We start from the raw sequence: 18,528 nt of genomic DNA, 5'->3' as shown, positions 1-18,528 counted from the left end.
AAGTAATTTTATGGATTGTAGCATAGAAAAAATAATATGTGCTTTCAGATAAATAAGATGTATGCAATCGAATATAAAGCATGCAAATTCTGATGCATTTGATTAATGTTTTGGAAATATTGGCCAGTTTTTTGTCGTGATGCTTTTTAGAAAAGATTATTATTGGAGTTTAGTGCTTTGAGGTTGATTATCAATATCAAGAGTGAGCTTTAAAATAGCTAAATAGTTGTGATACAATTCACAAAAATATGGCGTGTAGAGCAATAAAACACCGCTTAATCGTTCAGTTTAGTTCTAAACATATGTTTCCCTTAGGCCATCATCACAAGTCGGTAACCGATTTGTGTCATTAGCTTATGGAAAACTGAAGGCAAGATAAATAATGACACAAGTATCGAGAAAAACCGCTTGGATCCGCGTTTTAGCGCTAGCGGTTGCTGCATTCGTTTTTAATACAACAGAGTTCGTGCCTGTTGCATTATTAAGTGATATTGCGGCCAGTTTTGACATGACGGTAGCGCATACAGGGTTGATGATCACCATATATGCGTGGGTGGTAGCGTTGATGTCATTACCATTAATGTTATTAACCAGTAAAATAGAACGTCGTAAGTTACTGGGATTCTTGTTTGTTATTTTTATTATTAGCCATATTGTTACGGGTTTTGCGTGGAACTTTGATGTGCTGATTATTGGGCGTGTGGGGGTTGCTTTATCACATGCAGTCTTCTGGTCGATTACGGCTTCTTTGGCCATTCGTGTTGCCCCCGCAGGAAAAAAAGCACAGGCACTAGGGTTACTCGCAACGGGGACCGCATTAGCCACTGTTTTAGGTCTACCAATTGGTCGTGTTATTGGGCAGTTTTTAGGCTGGCGGGTGACTTTCTTGTGTATAGGTGTTGTGGCGCTATTCACAATGGTTGCACTGATCCGTTTCCTACCACGCTTACCAAGTGAACATTCAGGTTCATTGAAAAGCCTCCCTGTATTATTTAAGCGCCCTGCGTTGGTAGGGATGTTTGCTTTAACTGTGTTAGTGGTGACAGCACACTTTGCAGCATACAGCTATATTGAGCCTTTTGTCCGCGATGTAGCACATCAAAGCCAAAACTTTGCGACGGTATTACTGCTTATTTTTGGCGCAGCAGGTATTATTGGTAGCGTTATTTTTAGCCGCTATAGTACAAAACTTTCATTAATATTCTTGCCATCCGCGATAGCTTTAATGACGCTATGCCTGTTGTTGCTGTTGCCTATGGGGGGCAACGCCTGGTCACTGATAACCTTGTCCGTGTTCTGGGGAATTGCGATGATGTGCATTAGTTTAGGCATGCAGGTGAAAGTGATTGATTTGGCACCGGATGCAACGGATTTAGCCATGGCTATCTTCTCGGGTATCTTTAATATTGGGATCGGTGGCGGGGCGTTGCTAGGTAACCAAGTGATTGTGCATATGGGTATGACGCGAATTGGTTACGTGGGTGCGGTTATTGGCGCAATAGCATTTATTTTGTGTCTCTATTTATTCAGACGTTATAGCCAAACATTGAGTGATAAACTGACTCCAGCCGCACAACATTAATACGTTAAATTAATTGCCTGTTAAATAAGCTCTGTAGTGCTTTTAAAGCATACGGAGCTTTTTTCTGTTTTATCGCTATATTTTATTTTTTAATACAACAATAAGGAACAACAATGAAAGGGTTAAGTTTTCTTTTGATGTCTATTATTGCAGAAGTAATTGCAACCACTACATTAAAAGCTTCTGATGGGTTTAGCCGCTTTTGGTCGTCATTAATCGTCATTATTGGTTATGGTGTTTCTTTCTGGGGATTATCACAGGTAGTGAAAGTGATGCCACTGGGGATAGCTTATGCTATTTGGTCTGGTTTAGGGATCGTATTAGTTTCAGTCGCTGCAATTTTTATTTATAACCAAAAACTCGATTTACCTGCAATTATTGGTATGCTATTAATTATAGTTGGTGTTTTAGTCATCAATTTATTTTCAAAAAGCAGCACGCATTAAGTGCAAGGGATGACAGCGGTTTTATAGGAGAAAAAGAGCATGGGGCGTAAGGTCAGCCAGTTATTAAAACCTGTGATGGCAGTTGCTGTTGCGGGTGTAATGTCAGTGATGTTATCGGCTTGTGGAAGCTCAGAAGTGAATAAAACCGTTGATAACTCAGCAGCTCAGTATGCAAAGCAAGTGGTTAATTTAGGACCTGGAATCCAAGAAGCTTGTGTCTCTGCGGGAGGATTGCCTGCATTAACACTTGAATTAAATGGCGATAAAACGGCAGTTTGCCAATTTGCTAATGGTAGACGTTGTGCCGCAAATGCTATCCAAAGTGGTGCCTGTATTTAATGTTTATTTCAGCCTAATAAAAGAAAAGCCCCTTTAATTTGGGGCTTTTTGCATTTAGTGAATTTGTTTGTGATTAAAACGATTTTTTAGCAGGGAAAAACTGGCTAATTAACACAATAACTGCCACTAAAATATAAGCAGCAAAAATACCAATCAACCACTGTGGCATATCAAGGCCTAAAAATGCCCACTGCCTCACCGCGCAGTCACCCGTCGCTTCGAACATCGCAGGCACCCATTCTTGTAATGGTAGCCAATCTGGGAAGTTGACAAAGAAATCACAAGACGCAAATGGAGAAGGGTAAAGTTGCAGCATGGTGTGTTCCCATGCGAGATCTAAACCACGCCATGCTGCGTAAATCCAAACAACAATAGCTACCCAGCGGATAATGATATTTCGGGGGGCGATCGCGCCAATTAAGCCTGCAAACATAACACCCAGCAATGCAACGCGTTCATAAATACACATTACACAAGGTTGTAGCTTCATAACATGTTGAAAATATAATGCCGCACACTCTAACATAAAGGCTGTAAAGGCCATCAATAGCCATGCGCCTCGTCCTTGTGAGCAGTAGTTAAAAAATCGGAACATACTTGAGATATCCTAATTGAGTGATGCGCACATTTTGCCCCTATCTGCCTGATAAAAAAAGCACCTAAAGCAAAATAAATACCGATTCGAGTTAGGTTTTACCTAACATTACAATCAGGCGCTGATAAAACGCCTGATTGATGTTGAGTATAATCCCTATCCAAAAGTTATCAAACCGATGGACTCCATCCAATGGGTAACTGGTACGAGCCAGTATTCTACGCCTAATAAGCCCACAATGGTCATGACAATAGTATAAGGCAGAGCCATCCAAACCATTCGACCATATGATAAACGAATTAATGGTGAGAGTGCGGAGGTTAATAAGAACAAGAATGCGGCTTGCCCATTCGGTGTTGCAACAGAAGGGAGGTTTGTCCCTGTATTGATAGCCACGGCTAAAAACTGGTATTGCTCAGATGAAATAAGCCCTTCATTCGCCGCCTTCATTGCTTCCGTGATGTACACAGTACCCACAAAGACGTTATCAGATACAGCGGATAACAACCCGTTAAACAGATAAAACAGTGATAGCTGAGAAGATTCAGATGATTGCAAAACAAACTGAATAAAAGGCGTGAATAGCTGTTGATCAATAATAACGGCAACAATACTGAAAAAGACGGTTAATAATGCGGTGAATGGGAGCGCTTCTTCAAACGCTTTACCTAACGCATGTTCTTCAGTAATACCACAAAATGTAGTCGCTAACACAATCACAGATAAACCGATAAGCCCAACTTCAGCCAAGTGGAACGCTAAAGCGACGATTAGCCAAATACCAATTAACCCTTGTACCCATAACTGCGCTTGTTCCTTTTTCGTGCGCTTTGCTGTCATTTTTTTATCGTGGTCGGTTAAAATTTGGCGAACACTATCTGGCAATTCGGCACCATAACCAAACAGTTTGAATTTTTCAACGAGAAAACAAACGATTAAACCACATAGGAAAACAGGGATAGTGACAGGCGCCATGCGTAGGTAGAAGGTGATGAAATCCCAATTAACATGTTTTGCAATGATTAAGTTTTGGGGCTCGCCGACCATAGTCATCACACCGCCGAGTGCCGTACCGATCCCTGCATGCATCATTAAGCTACGCAAAAACGCGCGAAATTGTTCTAACGTTTGTTTTTGCTCGCAGCTATCGATAAATCCATCATTTTGCAGGTCAATATCACTGTGCTGATTGGAGGCATATTGATGGTAAATAGAATAGAAACCAATGGAAACGCTGATCACGACAGCTATAACGGTTAACGCATCTAAAAAAGCAGATAAAAACGCACTTGCTAAGCAAAAAGCTAATGACAGAATTCGTTTAGAACGGACGTTTATTAGTAATTTGGTGAAAACAAATAACAAAAGCTGCTTCATAAAATAGATGCCTGCCACCATAAAGATCAGCAGTAAAACCACTTCAAGGTTGTTACTGATTTCATGGGAAATCTGTGCAGGGCTTGTCATGCCAATAAGAACTGCCTCGATAGCGAGTAAGCCACCGGGTTGTAATGGGTAGCACTTTAATGCCATTGCGAGTGTGAATATAAATTCAATCACCAATAGCCATCCCGCGATAAATGGGCTGGCAAAATAGAAAACAATTGGGTTGATTATCAGGAATATAATAATCGCAAGTTTGTACCAATCGGGGGAATTTCCCAGAAAGTTTTTCAAAAATGCACTTTTTAAACTAAAATCCATTATGGCTCGTTATCCTCTTATTGGATGTTATGTCACGTTCCACAACATACTACTCTTATCTTTTAAGGATTTTAAGTCTATTTGCTAATTGATAATGTATGAATTATATGGAAATTCTATGATTTGTTTCACTCTTTATTTTGAGTCTAACTATATCAGAAGAAGACAATCTGGTATGATTTCCCCAATATCCGTTTAAAAGGTTTGGAATAATAAAAATATGGTTATTAAAGCTCAAAGCCCGGCAGGTTTTGCGGAAGAGTACATTATTGAAAGTATATGGAACAACCGTTTCCCACCAGGTTCAATCTTGCCCGCTGAGCGCGAACTGTCAGAGTTAATTGGTGTAACACGCACTACCTTACGTGAGGTGTTACAGCGTCTGGCTCGTGATGGTTGGTTGACCATCCAACATGGTAAGCCAACGAAGGTGAACAACTATTGGGAAACGTCGGGCTTAAACATTTTAGAAACGCTTGCTCGATTAGATCACGATAGAGTTCCGCAACTGATTGATAATTTACTGGCGGTACGGACAAATATTGCCGCGATTTTTATCCGAACAGCATTTCGGAACAACCCAGAAAAGTCTTTAGAAGTATTAGCGGGCAGAGAAAAAGTGGAAGACAATTCTGATGCATTTAGCGATTTGGATTATAACATTTTCCGCGGTCTCGCTTTTGCGTCAGGTAACCCAATTTATGGGCTGATTATTAATGGGTTAAGAGGTTTGTATACCCGTGTTGGCCGGTATTATTTTTCTAACCCGGAAGCAAGGCGCTTAGCATTAAGCTTTTACCAGCAACTGAGCCACCTGTGCCGTGAGCAAGCCTATGACCGTATTATGGAATGTGTACGTAATTACGGTAAGGAAAGTGGCCTGATTTGGCATTCAATGCAAGGCAATATGCCATCTGATTTAGCCCATATTCGTTAAGCATATAGCATAACCAAAATTTCAATGATTAAAGCCAGCATTCAACGATGATTGCTGGCTTTTTTATTGTTAGTCTTTTTAAGACGTGCGTTTTATCGTTCTTCATGGGAATGTACGCTATAACAATCGATATAAAACGTTTAATTAAAATAATATTCTATGAATATTGCAATTAACGATGTATTGGCTTTTAAAGTGGGCGTTGGTGAGTGTGAGGTAATCGACAGTAAGTTCTTACTCTTTGATAGATTATACTGAAAAATATCATTTTGATTTTTAGGTTTATTTTCAATTCTTATTGTAATTCATTGATAATTATGATTTAAATGGATTTTATTATATTCCATCTATTAGAATAAAAATCCATATTGTAAATATATTGTGACAATAATTGAACTTTTTATCTGAATTGTTAAAAGTGTTAATTCACTGCATTGGCAAAAGAATACTAGAATATTATTCTAATGAATAATTCATCATTTCGCGGCTGAGGGCCCTATGAAAATTCTCGTGTTAGGTGCAGGTGTTATTGGTGTGACAACAGCATGGTATTTGGCGCAAGAAGGCCATGAAGTTATTGTTGTGGATAGACAGTACGATGTTGCTGAAGAAACCAGTGCGGGCAATGCAGGACAAGTTTCACCCGGGTATGCAACGCCATGGGGTGCCCCAGGAATTCCCCTGAAAGCCGTGAAGTGGATGTTTGAAAAGCATGCGCCACTGGCAATTCGTCCAGATGGGTCGCTGTTTCAGTTACGCTGGATGTGGCAAATGCTCAAAAACTGCGATATTCAGCATTACGCAATGAATAAAAGCCGAATGGTTCGTATTGCTGAATATAGCCGTGACTGCATGCGTGAACTTAGACATGATATCGGAATTCATTATGAGGAGCGCCAAGGGGGCACGCTGCAACTGTTTCGCACTGCAAAGCAATTTGATAATGCCGCGAACGATATCACTGTGTTACAACAAGAGGGCGTGCCGTATGAATTGCTAACCTCTGATGAATTGATCAAAGCAGAGCCTGCGCTCGAATTTGTAAAACACAAATTGACGGGCGGGTTGCGTTTGCCAAATGATGAAACTGGGGATTGCCAACAATTCACTAAGAAGCTCGCTAAAATGGCCAGTGATGCAGGGGTAAAATTCCAATTTGGTGTGCAAGTTGAACAAATTCTAACGGAAGGCCAACGCGTAAGTGGTGTGCGTATTGATGGTCAGATCCTGCAAGCGGATAGATATGTGGTGGCCATGGGGTCTTATTCCACAGCAATATTGCAAAAATTGGTTAAAATCCCCGTTTATCCACTCAAAGGCTATTCGTTGACAATGCCAATTATTGATGCCGAAAGAGCGCCAACCTCCACCATTTTAGATGAAACCTATAAAATTGCAGTGACACGTTTTGACGAACGCATTCGTGTCGGTGGCATGGCAGAAGTGGTTGGTTTTAATTTAGAGATCCTAAAAAAACGCTGTGAAACATTGAAAATGGTGGTACAAGACTTGTATCAAGGTGGTGGTGATATCAGCCAAGCGCAATTTTGGACAGGGCTCAGACCTATGACGCCAGATGGTACACCGATTGTCGGGCCAACCGCGTATAGCAATTTATATTTGAATACGGGGCACGGCACGTTAGGCTGGACAATGGCATGCGGTGCGGGCAAATTGCTGGCGGATTTAATTTCAGGAAATACACCTGATATTGCCTCTGATGATTTATCAGTATCACGGTATTTAGATGGGTTTAATACGAAATTAGTGGCAGGTGGGCATTTAAACCCCGCGCGTTAATTTATTTAGGTTAGATAACCAATGTGCTGACATAAAAATAGACATGTATTTAAGGAATTGAGATGCCACGCCCAATTAGTGCTGTTATTCATTTAGGCAATTTACAACATAATTTATCCGTTGTGCGTCAGCATTCAGGGCAAGCAAAAATATGGTCAGTCATGAAAGCGGATGGTTATGGTCATGGCATTAAACACATTTGGCCCGCATTAAAAGCGACAGATGGTTTCGCAGTGTTAGATATTCAAGAAGCTATTTTGTTGCGTGAGGAAGGTTGGGAGGGGCCAATCTTGCTCCTTGAAGGCTTTTTTCAGCCGCAAGATTTAGGCGCTATCGACCAATATCATTTAACCACCAGTGTACACAGTGAATGGCAACTTTATGCCATTGAAAATGCACAGTTATCTTCCCCAATTTCGGTGTATGTAAAACTCAATAGTGGGATGAATCGTTTAGGTTTTACTGCCACAGAGTATCAAGCGGTTGTTCAACGGCTGGTGGGTATGCCAAATGTTGCCTCAGTAACATTAATGAGTCACTTTGCTAATTCAGATACGCATACAGGGGTTGCTGAACCATTTGAACAAATTAAGCAATTTAGCCACTTGTCTCTACAAACTTGCATTGCTAATTCGGGGGCGACACTTTGGCATAAAGATACGCAATATGATTGGATACGGACGGGGATCTTACTGTATGGCGCATCGCCAAGTGGTAAATCAGCAGATGTGCATCAATATTCACTAAAAGCTGCCATGACGTTGCAATCAGAAGTGATAGCGATACACGATATTACGGCTGGAGAGTCGATTGGCTATGGTAGTCGATTTACGTCATCAAAACCCATGCGTATTGCGACAGTGGCTTGCGGCTACGGGGATGGTTACCCTCGCCATGCACCGAATGGTACGCCCGTTTTGTGTAACGGAACGCGCTGTGATTTACTCGGTGCTGTCTCCATGGATATGCTGACGATTGATATTACCCACTGTGATGATGTGAAGTTAGGAACAAAAGTCGAATTGTGGGGACAAAACCTACCCGTAGATGACGTGGCACAAGCCGCGGGGACGATCGGTTATGAATTAATGTGTGCCCTTGCAAAAAGAGTTCCTGTTCATTACGAAAAAAGCGTAGAATAATTGTTAACCAATGCTGTAAATAATTTCACAGATTTAGCTTTAAATGTGATTTAGATTATGAATATTGGGAATCTTTCCATATTGATATAACATATAACGTTGATCCGTCTCTCATTATTTTTAGGTTTAAATATGTCTAAAACAATTAAATTAACCACACTTGCTGTGACGTTGAGCGTGTTATCTAGTGCTGCTTTAGCGGGTACATGGTCTGTTGGTGGCTCAGTATTGGCACAATCTACGCCATATAAAGGCATCAAGTCTCGTGATTACATTACACCAGTACCCATTGTAAATTATGACAGTGAAAACTTTTACTTTCATACATTAGCGGCGGGATACTACCTGTGGAATGACACGCAAGATCAACTGTCTTTAGATGCATTTTATTACCCACAATTTTTCAAACCTAAAGACAATGATGACAAAGCGATGCGTGAATTAGACCGTCGCCGTGATACTGTCATGTCAGGTTTAACTTATCGCCATAAAGCGGACTGGGGAACACTGCGCACCAATATTTCAGGTGACATCCTTGGGATAAGCAACGGTATTCGTGGTGAGTTTGCGTACCTGTATGGTTTCGAAGGTGACAAATGGTCAATCACACCGGGCTTGGGTATCAAATGGGATAGCAAAAATCAAAACCGTTATGAGTATGGTGTTTCTTCAAAAGAATCCCGTAACAGTGGTTTAAAACGCTATAACCCAGGCTCAAGCTGGACGCCGTATATGGAAGTCACAGGTAACTACCGTTTCGACGAAAATTGGACTGTATTTGCGATGGGGCGTGTTGACCGCCTACCGAGTGAAGTTAAAGACAGCCCAATGGTTAACAAATCCGTTTCTGCGATTATGTGGACGGGTGTAACTTACACATTCTAATGTGTCGTTAACAATCATAAAACCCCAGAGGGTGATCCTACTGGGGTTTTATTTTATCTCAATATCAATCTTGCGGTTTATTATCGCGGCTTACCATCACTAAAGATAGTCGAGCAGGGTGCTGCGCATCACTTTTCATTGGCACATTAATACTGGCCGTTTCAACACAGACCATTTGTTTATAACCATTATTCGGCATGTCTTGCATGCTGCATGATAATTCCGCCCAAGGGTTCCAGCACACCACATCACTATTATGATAATGATGTAGTTCAATCGTGCGGTTCCAGCCATCATCGCGTAGAAGGCTGTACTCTTCAGGTTCTGAATAGATGCGGTCAGTATGTTTATTGAATTTTAACGGTTCAGACTCATACACTTCTTTATCGGCGACTTTATCGAAATAATGACCACCAAGGCCATAAACAGTGGCTTTATGGATATCACTGATATTGAAATAAGTGTGCAATGCCGCTGTCGTTTCAAAATCACCATAACTTTCGAGCTCAAGCTCACAGGTCTCACCGAGTTTCATTCGCAAAATCAAGGTGAACTCATGGGGCCAGAGTTTACGAGTATATTCTGTGTCGGTGAGCGTGAAAGTTAAAATCACGCCATCATCATGTTCATTATGGGCAGTAAACTGCCAAGGTAAAATACGCGCAAATCCGTGACTAGGGCTTGCTACAGGGCCAAACCATGGCCAACAGATAGGAATACCACCACGGATAGCCACACCGTCTTTAAACGCACTTTCAGAGCTTAACCAGAGGCACGGCTTTTGCCCTGCAGGCTGCCAATCAATGAGATGAGCGCCTTGTAGACTCACTGCACCACGTACTTTTGGGTGAGAAACTACAATCAGTGGCAAGTCACCTAATTGACGTTGGGTGATATAGGCAGAAAGTTGTTTAATGACGGGTAGAGCAAAAATTTTTTCGTGCATGGTATCGGCCTGTGTTAGTGGAGACAGAATGAATACGCATTATACGTTTTGCGTGTGGCAGATTTGTGCGATGTGTGGCACTTATCTTAAATCTTACGAAAATCATGTTTATACAGTATCGAATAATGGATTAAAGATAAATGAGGTGAGTGAAAATGTTAATGCAGTATTCGATATGATACAAAAGAGCCGCCAATAGGCGGCTCAGTCAGACTAATTACTTAACAGCTCTTATTTAGAGATGTGAGCAATCAGGTCTAATACTTTGTTTGAGTAGCCAGTCTCGTTGTCATACCAAGAAACTAATTTAACAAAGTTATCGTTCAGTGCGATACCTGCTTTAGCATCAAACACAGAAGTCAGTTTTTCACCGTTGAAATCTGTTGATACAACGTCATCTTCAGTGTAACCCAGAACGCCTTTCAGCTCGCCTGCAGCCGCATCTTTGATAGCATCACAGATTTGTGCGTAAGTTGCTGGTTTTTCCAGACGAACAGTTAAGTCAACAACTGAAACGTTTGGAGTAGGAACACGGAAAGACATACCAGTCAGTTTGCCGTTCAGCTCAGGGATAACTTTACCTACAGCTTTAGCAGCACCAGTTGAAGATGGGATGATGTTTTGAGCAGCACCACGACCACCACGCCAGTCTTTGTGAGAAGGGCCATCAACAGTTTTCTGAGTTGCCGTTGTTGCGTGAACAGTGGTCATCAGACCTTCAACGATACCGAATTTGTCGTTGATAACTTTAGCCAGTGGAGCTAAGCAGTTAGTTGTGCAAGATGCGTTAGAAACGATTTCTTGACCTGCGTAAGCTTTGTGGTTAACGCCCATAACGAACATTGGGGTGTCATCTTTAGAAGGACCAGTCAGAACAACTTTTTTCGCGCCTGCTTGGATGTGTTTACGTGCAGTTTCGTCAGTCAGGAAGATACCTGTAGCTTCAGCAACAACGTCAACACCGACTTCGTTCCATTTCAGGTTTGCAGGATCTTTTTCTGCAGTAACACGGATTTTTTTACCGTTTACAACTAGGTGACCATCTTTAACTTCAACAGTACCGTTGAAACGACCGTGAGTTGAATCGTATTTCAGCATGTAAGCCATGTATTCTGCATCGAGCAGGTCGTTGATAGCAACGATTTCGATATCAGAACGCTCTTGTGCAGCACGGAAAACGATACGGCCAATACGACCAAAACCATTAATACCTACTTTGATAGTCATAGTATTTCCACCAGCTATTTATTCGTGAATTAAGTTGTAGTTAAAGTTACCAAAACCTTGCCAGCCGTCAAGCGGAATCGTGTCAATTATTGAAAAAAATCAATTCTGATACCACTAACTGCTTATTTGTCAGCCATTTCAGCGGCAAATACAGCCGCACGTATTATCGGGATTGTACGGCATAATGAAACCATCTATCAGTGATATATGTGATACGCTTCACAAATCAAAACGGAAAGTAAGATGCTTCTTAGTTTAGAATAGTTTTATAAAAAATGTTGTTAATTTTTTGTTGCTAAAAATTACAGCATGATAGTCATCAACCGAACAAACTATTTAAATACGTGGGTAAGTCATGTCACAGAAAGATAAACAACACGTTGATATTTCAGATTTAAATGAGATGCAGCGCTATGTTACACAGCAAGCGGGCACCGAACCGCCATTCAGTGGTCAATTATTGCATAACCGTAAAGAGGGTGTGTACGAATGCCTGTGCTGTGGTACACCTTTATTTATGTCTGAGACCAAATTTGATGCAGGTTGTGGGTGGCCGAGCTTCTATGAAGCAGTGAACGACCATGCCATCAAATACATCGAAGATTTCTCTCATGGGATGCACCGCATCGAAGTTCGCTGTCAAAATTGCGATGCACACTTAGGGCATGTGTTTCCTGATGGTCCTATGCCAACGGGACAACGTTACTGTATTAATTCAGCATCCTTAAGCTTTTTGGATGAAGAGTCAGGTGAAAAGACACGTGGATAGGCAGCTGAAGGGTGCTGAAGTTTATTTTTTACTTTCAGCTTTTGCAGGCAATAACGATTCAGCTAGAAATAAAAAAGCAGTTTAATTAAACGTCAGTTTACATTTTCGAAGGAGCGTGCCGTGAGCGTAGAAGTCGACCCAAAACATATTGAACAATTACTTGCAGTGATGACCCCGGAAATTTATGAGCGCCTTGTCACCGCGGTTGAGTTAGGGAAATGGCCTGATGGGGTTCCTTTAACGGCGGAGCAGAAAGAACATAGCTTACAGATGGTCATGCTATGGCAATCGCGTAACAACCATAACCCTGAGCATATGACGGTAGGGACAAACGGTGAAATCACCATGAAGAGTAAGCAAGAGCTCAAAACGATGTTCCAAGGGGAAATGCTAGCCACACTCAAACCGCAAAATAACGATTAAGTTAAACTGCAGTATTTTAATGGAGTGCCAAAAGGCAATATTTTCTCAAGGGACACCGAGCCTGAGAAAATATTGCCGAAGATAATGGACGATTAGACGATATCATCTAATGTGATAAGTTTGGCACCTTGCTGTTCCATCTCGATTAACGCATTCTGGCTGTCATTAGCCGTTAAGTTAACCCCACGGCAGCCATCCACTAGCACGTCGACACTGTAGCCCAAATTTAAGGCATCAAGCACCGTAAATTTAACGCAATAATCGGTCGCAATCCCCATAATCATTAAGCGGGTGATCCCTTGAGCTTGTAGCCATGCATGTAAGCGTGTTTGGCTCACTTTGTCGTTATCAAAGAAAGCACTATAACTATCAACTTGTGGGTTTTCACCTTTGGTAAACGTTTCTTGGATGGCTTGCGTGTTTAATCGGGGATGAAAATCCGCACCTTGCTCGCCTTGGACACAATGCACGGGCCACCACACTTGCGGTAATCCATTAAGTTCACCGATATCGCCAACTTGTGTACCTGAATTTTCCGCAAAGCTTAAATGTTCCGCAGGGTGCCAATCTTGACTCGCAATGACGGTGATGTCTTTTTGTTGGCAAACCGTGATTGCCTTATTGGCTACGACTATAACATGTTCACTTTCATTCACGGCGAGCGTACCGCCTGTACAGAAATCATTTTGTAAATCGACTAACAATAGGGCCGTTTTCATCATTTCCTCAGTTATTCATCAGCGTAGCTCAATTCACCACGTAAATTATTTTGCATTAATTCGCGGATCAGCGCAGGTGTGTAATCTTGACTTAGTAAGTAATGTAATTTACTCAAGGCCGCTTCAAAAGTCATGTCATAACCGCTAATGACCCCTGATTCTGCAAGGGCATGACCTGTGGCATAGCCTTCCATATTCACACGCCCAGAGATGCACTGTGTTAGATTGACCACAATAATCCCACGATTGGTGGCTTCACGTAGGATACGCAGTAACTCAGGTTGCTGAGGTGCGTTTCCAACACCATAAGAGCGCAGAATTAATGCTTTGACGGGCTGCTGAAGAATATTACGAACAATCTCAATCGATAACCCAGGGTAGAGTGTGACAACGCCAATAGGTTGCGGGGTGATGCGATGGGTTTTGAATTCACCCACACCAATAGGTGCAGGGCAAGCATTGAAAGTACGAATGTGAATACCGGCTTCCATCAACGGGGAGCAGTTCGGTGAGCTGAAAGCATCGAAACCGTCTGCGTGAGCTTTGACTGTGCGATTACCGCGGTACAATTTATTATTGAAAAATAGCCCGACCTCATTAATCGGGTAATTCGCTGCTAAATACAACGCATTCAATAGGTTAGTTTGCCCATCAGAACGTAACGCTTCCAGTGGGATTTGTGACCCTGTCACGATAATTGGTTTCTTTAAGTTCTCAAACATAAAAGAAAGTGCAGATGCCGTGAACGCCATGGTATCTGTGCCATGTAAAATAACAAAGCCATCATATAGTTCATAATTTTGGCGAATGTCATCGGCAATGAGTTGCCAATCTTCAGGTGTGATATCAGAAGAGTCGATTAGCGGTTGGTGCTCACGAATTGTGAACTCAGGCATTTCTGGACGGTGAAATTCAGGCATCTGAGCCAATTGCGCTTGTAAATGACCCGAGACAGGGATGTAGCCTTGTGGTGAGTGGCGCATGCCGATAGTACCGCCCGTATAGACAACATAAATAGATTTCTTCTGCATTTGGTTACCTAATTTATTCGCGCATGGAGAAGTGAAAATAATTATCTGAATTTTGACGTAATTACAGGTGTATTACTATCGTTAAATTGCGAATTGGCAGATTGAAATGAGGTAATTTGAGTATACTGTGAGAGAAATCCCCTCCCGGAAGTGAGAGGGGGATGTGAATTAATTAATTTCAGCGCAATTTAAGCAAAATGCATAACGATTTTGTGGGTCATTCATTTTTAAGAAAAATTGAGCTTGTTGGCGAATATCGGTTGCCACAGCAGGTGGTAAAAAGACTTGCAGAACATCTGGCATTGCCGCTTGAACATTGCTGGTTAACTCAAGTAGAAGTTGATCCATAAAGGACAACTCTGGCTTCATCCAATCTAGCTGCACATCGGACAGTTTAGCCAATTCTGCAGCTTTATCCACCGCATCATCAAAATCACCCAGTTGGTCGACAAGGCCATTTTTCAGCGCATCTTGACCAATCCAAACGCGGCCTTGAGCAATTTTATCGATTTGCTCAGGAGTCTTGTTTCGCGCTTTTGCCACGAGGTTAATAAAGGTGTCATAACCATTTTCGATGGTAATTTGCATCATATCGGCAAATTGTGGGTTGATCCCTTTGGTGAGGGAAATATCAGCGAGTGGTGAGGTGGAAACCCCATCAGTGTATACACCAATAGAATCCAGTGATTTTTCAAATGTATTAATTACGCCAAAGATACCAATTGAACCCGTTAGCGTGCTTGGGCTTGCGATAATATAATCCGCAGGCGTGGAAACCCAGTAACCGCCTGATGCCGCCATGCCGCCCATAGAAACAACAACAGGTTTACCTGCTGCATGGGCAGAGGCTAATTCGCTACGAATAAGGTCAGATGCGCTAACGCTTCCTCCTGGACTATTCACTCGTAGGACAATGGCTTTAATATTGTCATCAAGGCGGGCATCACGTATTTGCGCTGCAATGGTATCACCACCGGCAATTCCCGGTGTCTGAGGGCCATCCATAATCGCGCCTTGCACCACGATCACCGCAATATTGCCACCTTGGTTTGCAGTGGTATCGGCAATCTTAGCGGAATAATCATAGATACTGATATTATTGAATTGCTTAGCATCTTTATTCCAACCAAAGTGCTTGCTGAGGAGCTCTTCAACTTGCTCATTGGTGTAAATTTTATCCACTAATTTCTGTTTTAATGCGTATTGAGCGCTATCCCCTTTGACTGCACGTAGCTGGCTAAGAATAGCATCTGCACCAGGGAAAATTTGTGAACTAGTCATTTTACGGTTAGCCGCTAACGCATCCAAGTAATTGTTCCATAGTGCATTTAACCACTGTTGATTCGCTAGGCGTGCTTCAGGGGACATATCATCACGCATCATTGGTTCAACCGCAGATTTATACGTTCCGACACGGAAAATATGGCTGCTAATTTTCAGTTTTTCTAACAGAGACTTGTAGTAAATACTGTTTGTCGCGAAGCCATATAAGCCAACGGAGCCTTGCGGGGTGAGGTAAATATCATCCGCAAAACTTGCAAGGTAATATTGTGGCTGAGAAAAATGGCTGCCTACTGCGTAAACTTGTTTACCCTTGCTCTTAAATTGTGCAATCGCTTTACCGATATAAGCGAGGGAAGGCTGATCCGCTCCCACTAAGTTATCAAGGCGCAAAACCATCCCCGTAATCCGGTCATCATCGGCCGCAGTGCGGATGGTGTCGACAATATCGAATAGGGAGTTTTCTTGCATTCGGTTATTTGAGGTGCCTAATAATTCACGGCTCATACGCCCAAATGGGTCTGGAGCAGAAACTTGGTCAACGACCACACCTTGCAAGTCCACATACAACGCGCCATAGTAATTTTTTTCAGGCTCAGATTCTGATTGATAAAGGGCAAAAGACCCAATCACAATAAAGAACAGCACAAGGAAAATTGCGTTAAAAACGAATTCTCGAATGAAGTTAAGTGCCTTCCAACTGATTTTAAAGATGGTGGCGAGGATGTCCCATAGTTGACGCATTTTTTCTCCTATCCTGCATATTTTGCGCTCATGTTTTTGATGGTCTTGAGGCGCAAGCTATATTGGATACTGCTTTCTAATTCATTCATTAGCAATACAGTTATTTACTAATGAATCATTTTTTATGCATAACAAATCCGTTATGCGCGATATACAATGTCACAATGATATTTTTCACTCATGACAAATGATATAATTCAATGAATTAATAATCTAATTAATGCAACTCACGTTAATCGTCAAGCAAAGTCATAGTTTAACGATAAGCTTACTATAACAATAGGTTGTGTGGGTATAATTACCTGATTGAATGATTATCAAATCAGTCTACTCTTAATCGGAGACAAATATGGATGCTTTAACCCTTTTGTTGAACCGTCGTTCAGCTTCCAGGCTCACTACACCCGCGCCACAAGGCGAAGAGCTCAACAATATTCTTGCGGCAGGTATGAGAGCACCAGACCACGGTGCATTACGCCCTTGGCATTTTGTTATCATGCAAGGTGATGGCATTAAACGTTTTAGCCAATTGCTTGAAAAAGCAGCGATTGAAGGTGGGTTAGGTGCAGAAGTCGAAGAAAAAGCACGTAATGCACCTTTTCGCGCTCCGCTAATTATTACCGTGATTGCGAAAATTAAAGATCATCCTAAAGTGCCACAATGGGAGCAACTTGTTGCAGCGAGCTGCACTGTCCAAGCGATGCAAATGGCTGCGGTAGCACAAGGTTTTGGTGGGATTTGGCGTTCCGGCTCATGGACAGAGGATGAAATTGTACGTGCAGGGTTAGGCTGTGAAGAAAATGACCGTATCGTGGGTTTTCTCTATTTAGGCACGCCAGAACTTAAAGCACCAACCAAAGTTCAAATCCCAGAGATGAACGGTTTTATCACACATTTTTAAGGGAACAATTATGACTGAGAAAATTAGGCTCACGCAGTACAGTCACGGTGCGGGTTGCGGCTGTAAAATTGCCCCAAAAGTATTAGAACAAATTTTACATACAGAGCAGGCCAAATTTCATGACCCACACTTGTTGGTTGGTAATGAAACGAAGGATGATGCCGCCGTTTACGATTTAGGTAATGGCCTTGGGATCATCAGTACTACTGATTTCTTTATGCCAATTGTTGACTCCCCATTTGAGTTCGGACGCATTGCGGCAACTAATGCCATTAGCGATATTTTTGCCATGGGTGGCAAGCCGATTATGGCGATAGCGATTTTAGGATGGCCGATCGCCAAATTGCCTCCTGAGGTTGCGCGTGAAGTGATTGAAGGTGGCCGTGCAGCTTGTGCAGATGCAGGAATTTCTCTTGCTGGTGGTCACTCTATTGATGCGCCCGAGCCCATTTTTGGTTTGGCTGTCACAGGCGTCGTGAACACGGAATATGTGAAGAAAAACAGCGCTGCAACCGCGGACTGTGAGTTATTTTTAACAAAACCACTGGGCATTGGTGTGTTAACGACTGCTGAGAAAAAAGGCTTACTCAAAGAAGAGCACCAGCACCTTGCTGCAGAAACCATGTGCCAGCTGAATAAACTCGGCGCAGTGATTGCTCCAATCGAAGGCGTTACTGCGATGACAGATGTGACGGGTTTTGGTTTACTTGGTCACTTAAGCGAAATTTGCGAAGGGTCTGGGGTTCGTGCTCAAGTATCGTTCACAAAAGTACCTAAACTTGCAGATGTGGAAAAATATATAGAAGCAGGGTGTGTTCCAGGTGGAACATCACGTAACTTTGATAGTTATGGTCATCTTATTGGCCCGATGAGTGACATGCAGCGTCAGTTATTGTGTGATCCGCAAACCTCGGGTGGATTATTGATTGCTGTAAAACCGTCAGAAGTTGCTAAAATTAAAGAGATTGCACAGCAGCAAGGTGTTTTGCTACAGTCTATCGGCAAATTGCTCCCCCATCAGGACAATGTCCCATTAGTTGAAGTGATAGATTAATTC

General features: G+C 42.2%; 18 protein-coding genes. 11 read left to right on the top strand and 7 right to left on the bottom strand.

Features of this window, described 5'->3' with window-relative positions:
• Positions 1 to 382: 382 nt before the first annotated feature.
• From AC4IFT_RS08575 to AC4IFT_RS08565, 3 genes are all read left to right on the top strand, one after another.
• Positions 383 to 1,582 carry a sugar transporter gene (locus tag AC4IFT_RS08575; protein ID WP_490751098.1) on the top strand — a complete coding sequence of 400 codons (1,200 nt, stop codon included), beginning with the start codon at positions 383 to 385 and terminating at the stop codon, positions 1,580 to 1,582.
• Between the two features lie 113 nt (positions 1,583 to 1,695).
• Positions 1,696 to 2,028, top strand: coding sequence for a DMT family transporter (locus AC4IFT_RS08570; protein ID WP_490751097.1), 333 nt, complete (start codon positions 1,696 to 1,698; stop codon positions 2,026 to 2,028).
• A 39-nt stretch (positions 2,029 to 2,067) separates the two neighbouring features.
• Positions 2,068 to 2,367, top strand: coding sequence for a DUF333 domain-containing protein (locus AC4IFT_RS08565; RefSeq protein WP_490736875.1), 300 nt, complete (start codon positions 2,068 to 2,070; stop codon positions 2,365 to 2,367).
• Positions 2,368 to 2,440: 73 nt separating this feature from the next.
• Here the strand turns inward: AC4IFT_RS08565 and dsbB are convergent, their stop codons facing one another.
• Together dsbB and nhaB are read right to left on the bottom strand one after the other, a co-directional pair.
• A complete protein-coding gene (gene dsbB / locus AC4IFT_RS08560) occupies positions 2,441 to 2,962 on the bottom strand; it encodes a disulfide bond formation protein DsbB (protein ID WP_490751096.1) in 522 nt (173 codons plus the stop codon).
• 156 nt (positions 2,963 to 3,118) lie between these two features.
• Positions 3,119 to 4,666 carry a sodium/proton antiporter NhaB gene (gene nhaB / locus AC4IFT_RS08555; protein WP_490751095.1) on the bottom strand — a complete coding sequence of 516 codons (1,548 nt, stop codon included), beginning with the start codon at positions 4,664 to 4,666 and terminating at the stop codon, positions 3,119 to 3,121.
• 220 nt (positions 4,667 to 4,886) lie between these two features.
• Between nhaB and fadR the strand changes: the two genes are divergently transcribed.
• The 4 genes from fadR to AC4IFT_RS08535 all read left to right on the top strand — a co-directional run bounded on the left by fadR (position 4,887) and on the right by AC4IFT_RS08535 (position 9,430).
• Positions 4,887 to 5,603: a fatty acid metabolism transcriptional regulator FadR gene (fadR, locus tag AC4IFT_RS08550; protein WP_047756875.1), complete on the top strand. Its 717-nt coding sequence runs from the start codon at positions 4,887 to 4,889 to the stop codon at positions 5,601 to 5,603.
• Between the two features lie 498 nt (positions 5,604 to 6,101).
• Positions 6,102 to 7,403, top strand: coding sequence for a D-amino acid dehydrogenase (locus AC4IFT_RS08545; protein ID WP_490751094.1), 1,302 nt, complete (start codon positions 6,102 to 6,104; stop codon positions 7,401 to 7,403).
• A gap of 62 nt (positions 7,404 to 7,465) precedes the next feature.
• Positions 7,466 to 8,545 carry an alanine racemase gene (gene alr, locus AC4IFT_RS08540; RefSeq protein WP_490751093.1) on the top strand — a complete coding sequence of 360 codons (1,080 nt, stop codon included), beginning with the start codon at positions 7,466 to 7,468 and terminating at the stop codon, positions 8,543 to 8,545.
• Between the two features lie 132 nt (positions 8,546 to 8,677).
• Positions 8,678 to 9,430: a MipA/OmpV family protein gene (locus AC4IFT_RS08535; protein ID WP_490736865.1), complete on the top strand. Its 753-nt coding sequence runs from the start codon at positions 8,678 to 8,680 to the stop codon at positions 9,428 to 9,430.
• Between the two features lie 64 nt (positions 9,431 to 9,494).
• Here the strand turns inward: AC4IFT_RS08535 and AC4IFT_RS08530 are convergent, their stop codons facing one another.
• Positions 9,495 to 10,376, bottom strand: coding sequence for a D-hexose-6-phosphate mutarotase (locus tag AC4IFT_RS08530; protein WP_273826647.1), 882 nt, complete (start codon positions 10,374 to 10,376; stop codon positions 9,495 to 9,497).
• 231 nt (positions 10,377 to 10,607) lie between these two features.
• Positions 10,608 to 11,603, bottom strand: a complete 996-nt coding sequence (gapA, locus tag AC4IFT_RS08525; RefSeq protein WP_273803150.1) for a glyceraldehyde-3-phosphate dehydrogenase — start codon at positions 11,601 to 11,603, stop codon at positions 10,608 to 10,610.
• A 355-nt stretch (positions 11,604 to 11,958) separates the two neighbouring features.
• Here gapA and msrB point away from each other — a divergent pair, with 355 nt between their 5' ends.
• Positions 11,959 to 12,372: a peptide-methionine (R)-S-oxide reductase MsrB gene (gene msrB, locus AC4IFT_RS08520; protein WP_490751092.1), complete on the top strand. Its 414-nt coding sequence runs from the start codon at positions 11,959 to 11,961 to the stop codon at positions 12,370 to 12,372.
• A gap of 120 nt (positions 12,373 to 12,492) precedes the next feature.
• On the top strand, positions 12,493 to 12,795 hold the full coding sequence (locus AC4IFT_RS08515; protein WP_490736862.1) for a YeaC family protein: 303 nt from the start codon (positions 12,493 to 12,495) through the stop codon (positions 12,793 to 12,795).
• A 92-nt stretch (positions 12,796 to 12,887) separates the two neighbouring features.
• Here AC4IFT_RS08515 and pncA read toward each other — a convergent pair whose 3' ends face one another.
• The 3 genes from pncA to sppA form a co-directional block, all read right to left on the bottom strand.
• Complete coding sequence (gene pncA / locus AC4IFT_RS08510; protein WP_490751172.1) at positions 12,888 to 13,514, bottom strand: bifunctional nicotinamidase/pyrazinamidase; 627 nt, start codon at positions 13,512 to 13,514, stop codon at positions 12,888 to 12,890.
• A gap of 11 nt (positions 13,515 to 13,525) precedes the next feature.
• Positions 13,526 to 14,545: an asparaginase gene (ansA, locus tag AC4IFT_RS08505; protein ID WP_490736860.1), complete on the bottom strand. Its 1,020-nt coding sequence runs from the start codon at positions 14,543 to 14,545 to the stop codon at positions 13,526 to 13,528.
• Between the two features lie 168 nt (positions 14,546 to 14,713).
• Entirely contained in the window at positions 14,714 to 16,570 is a 1,857-nt protein-coding gene (sppA, locus tag AC4IFT_RS08500; RefSeq protein ID WP_490736858.1) for a signal peptide peptidase SppA, read from the bottom strand.
• A gap of 349 nt (positions 16,571 to 16,919) precedes the next feature.
• On the opposite strand from sppA, the gene AC4IFT_RS08495 reads away from it, so the two are divergent.
• Positions 16,920 to 17,471: an NAD(P)H nitroreductase gene (locus AC4IFT_RS08495; RefSeq protein WP_490751091.1), complete on the top strand. Its 552-nt coding sequence runs from the start codon at positions 16,920 to 16,922 to the stop codon at positions 17,469 to 17,471.
• Between the two features lie 10 nt (positions 17,472 to 17,481).
• Entirely contained in the window at positions 17,482 to 18,525 is a 1,044-nt protein-coding gene (gene selD, locus AC4IFT_RS08490) for a selenide, water dikinase SelD (RefSeq protein WP_490751090.1), read from the top strand.
• Positions 18,526 to 18,528 lie beyond the last annotated feature (3 nt).

Source organism: Providencia sp. UF-183 (assembly GCF_058246155.1).
The sequence above is the reverse complement of the archived record's forward strand: the minus strand, read 5'-3'. Positions and strand labels throughout refer to the sequence as shown.

Excerpts from the sequence above, each read along its gene's own strand:
- AC4IFT_RS08570 (WP_490751097.1), top strand. The coding sequence starts at position 1,696 with ATGAAAGGGTTAAGTTTTCTTTTGATGTCTATTATTGCAGAAGTAATT.
- AC4IFT_RS08535 (WP_490736865.1), top strand. The coding sequence starts at position 8,678 with ATGTCTAAAACAATTAAATTAACCACACTTGCTGTGACGTTGAGCGTG.
- AC4IFT_RS08575 (WP_490751098.1), top strand. The coding sequence starts at position 383 with ATGACACAAGTATCGAGAAAAACCGCTTGGATCCGCGTTTTAGCGCTA.
- AC4IFT_RS08495 (WP_490751091.1), top strand. The coding sequence starts at position 16,920 with ATGGATGCTTTAACCCTTTTGTTGAACCGTCGTTCAGCTTCCAGGCTC.
- pncA (WP_490751172.1), bottom strand. The coding sequence starts at position 13,514 with ATGAAAACGGCCCTATTGTTAGTCGATTTACAAAATGATTTCTGTACA.
- AC4IFT_RS08530 (WP_273826647.1), bottom strand. The coding sequence starts at position 10,376 with ATGCACGAAAAAATTTTTGCTCTACCCGTCATTAAACAACTTTCTGCC.
- AC4IFT_RS08565 (WP_490736875.1), top strand. The coding sequence starts at position 2,068 with ATGGGGCGTAAGGTCAGCCAGTTATTAAAACCTGTGATGGCAGTTGCT.
- gapA (WP_273803150.1), bottom strand. The coding sequence starts at position 11,603 with ATGACTATCAAAGTAGGTATTAATGGTTTTGGTCGTATTGGCCGTATC.
- fadR (WP_047756875.1), top strand. The coding sequence starts at position 4,887 with ATGGTTATTAAAGCTCAAAGCCCGGCAGGTTTTGCGGAAGAGTACATT.
- ansA (WP_490736860.1), bottom strand. The coding sequence starts at position 14,545 with ATGCAGAAGAAATCTATTTATGTTGTCTATACGGGCGGTACTATCGGC.
- msrB (WP_490751092.1), top strand. The coding sequence starts at position 11,959 with ATGTCACAGAAAGATAAACAACACGTTGATATTTCAGATTTAAATGAG.
- alr (WP_490751093.1), top strand. The coding sequence starts at position 7,466 with ATGCCACGCCCAATTAGTGCTGTTATTCATTTAGGCAATTTACAACAT.
- sppA (WP_490736858.1), bottom strand. The coding sequence starts at position 16,570 with ATGCGTCAACTATGGGACATCCTCGCCACCATCTTTAAAATCAGTTGG.
- AC4IFT_RS08545 (WP_490751094.1), top strand. The coding sequence starts at position 6,102 with ATGAAAATTCTCGTGTTAGGTGCAGGTGTTATTGGTGTGACAACAGCA.
- selD (WP_490751090.1), top strand. The coding sequence starts at position 17,482 with ATGACTGAGAAAATTAGGCTCACGCAGTACAGTCACGGTGCGGGTTGC.
- nhaB (WP_490751095.1), bottom strand. The coding sequence starts at position 4,666 with ATGGATTTTAGTTTAAAAAGTGCATTTTTGAAAAACTTTCTGGGAAAT.
- dsbB (WP_490751096.1), bottom strand. The coding sequence starts at position 2,962 with ATGTTCCGATTTTTTAACTACTGCTCACAAGGACGAGGCGCATGGCTA.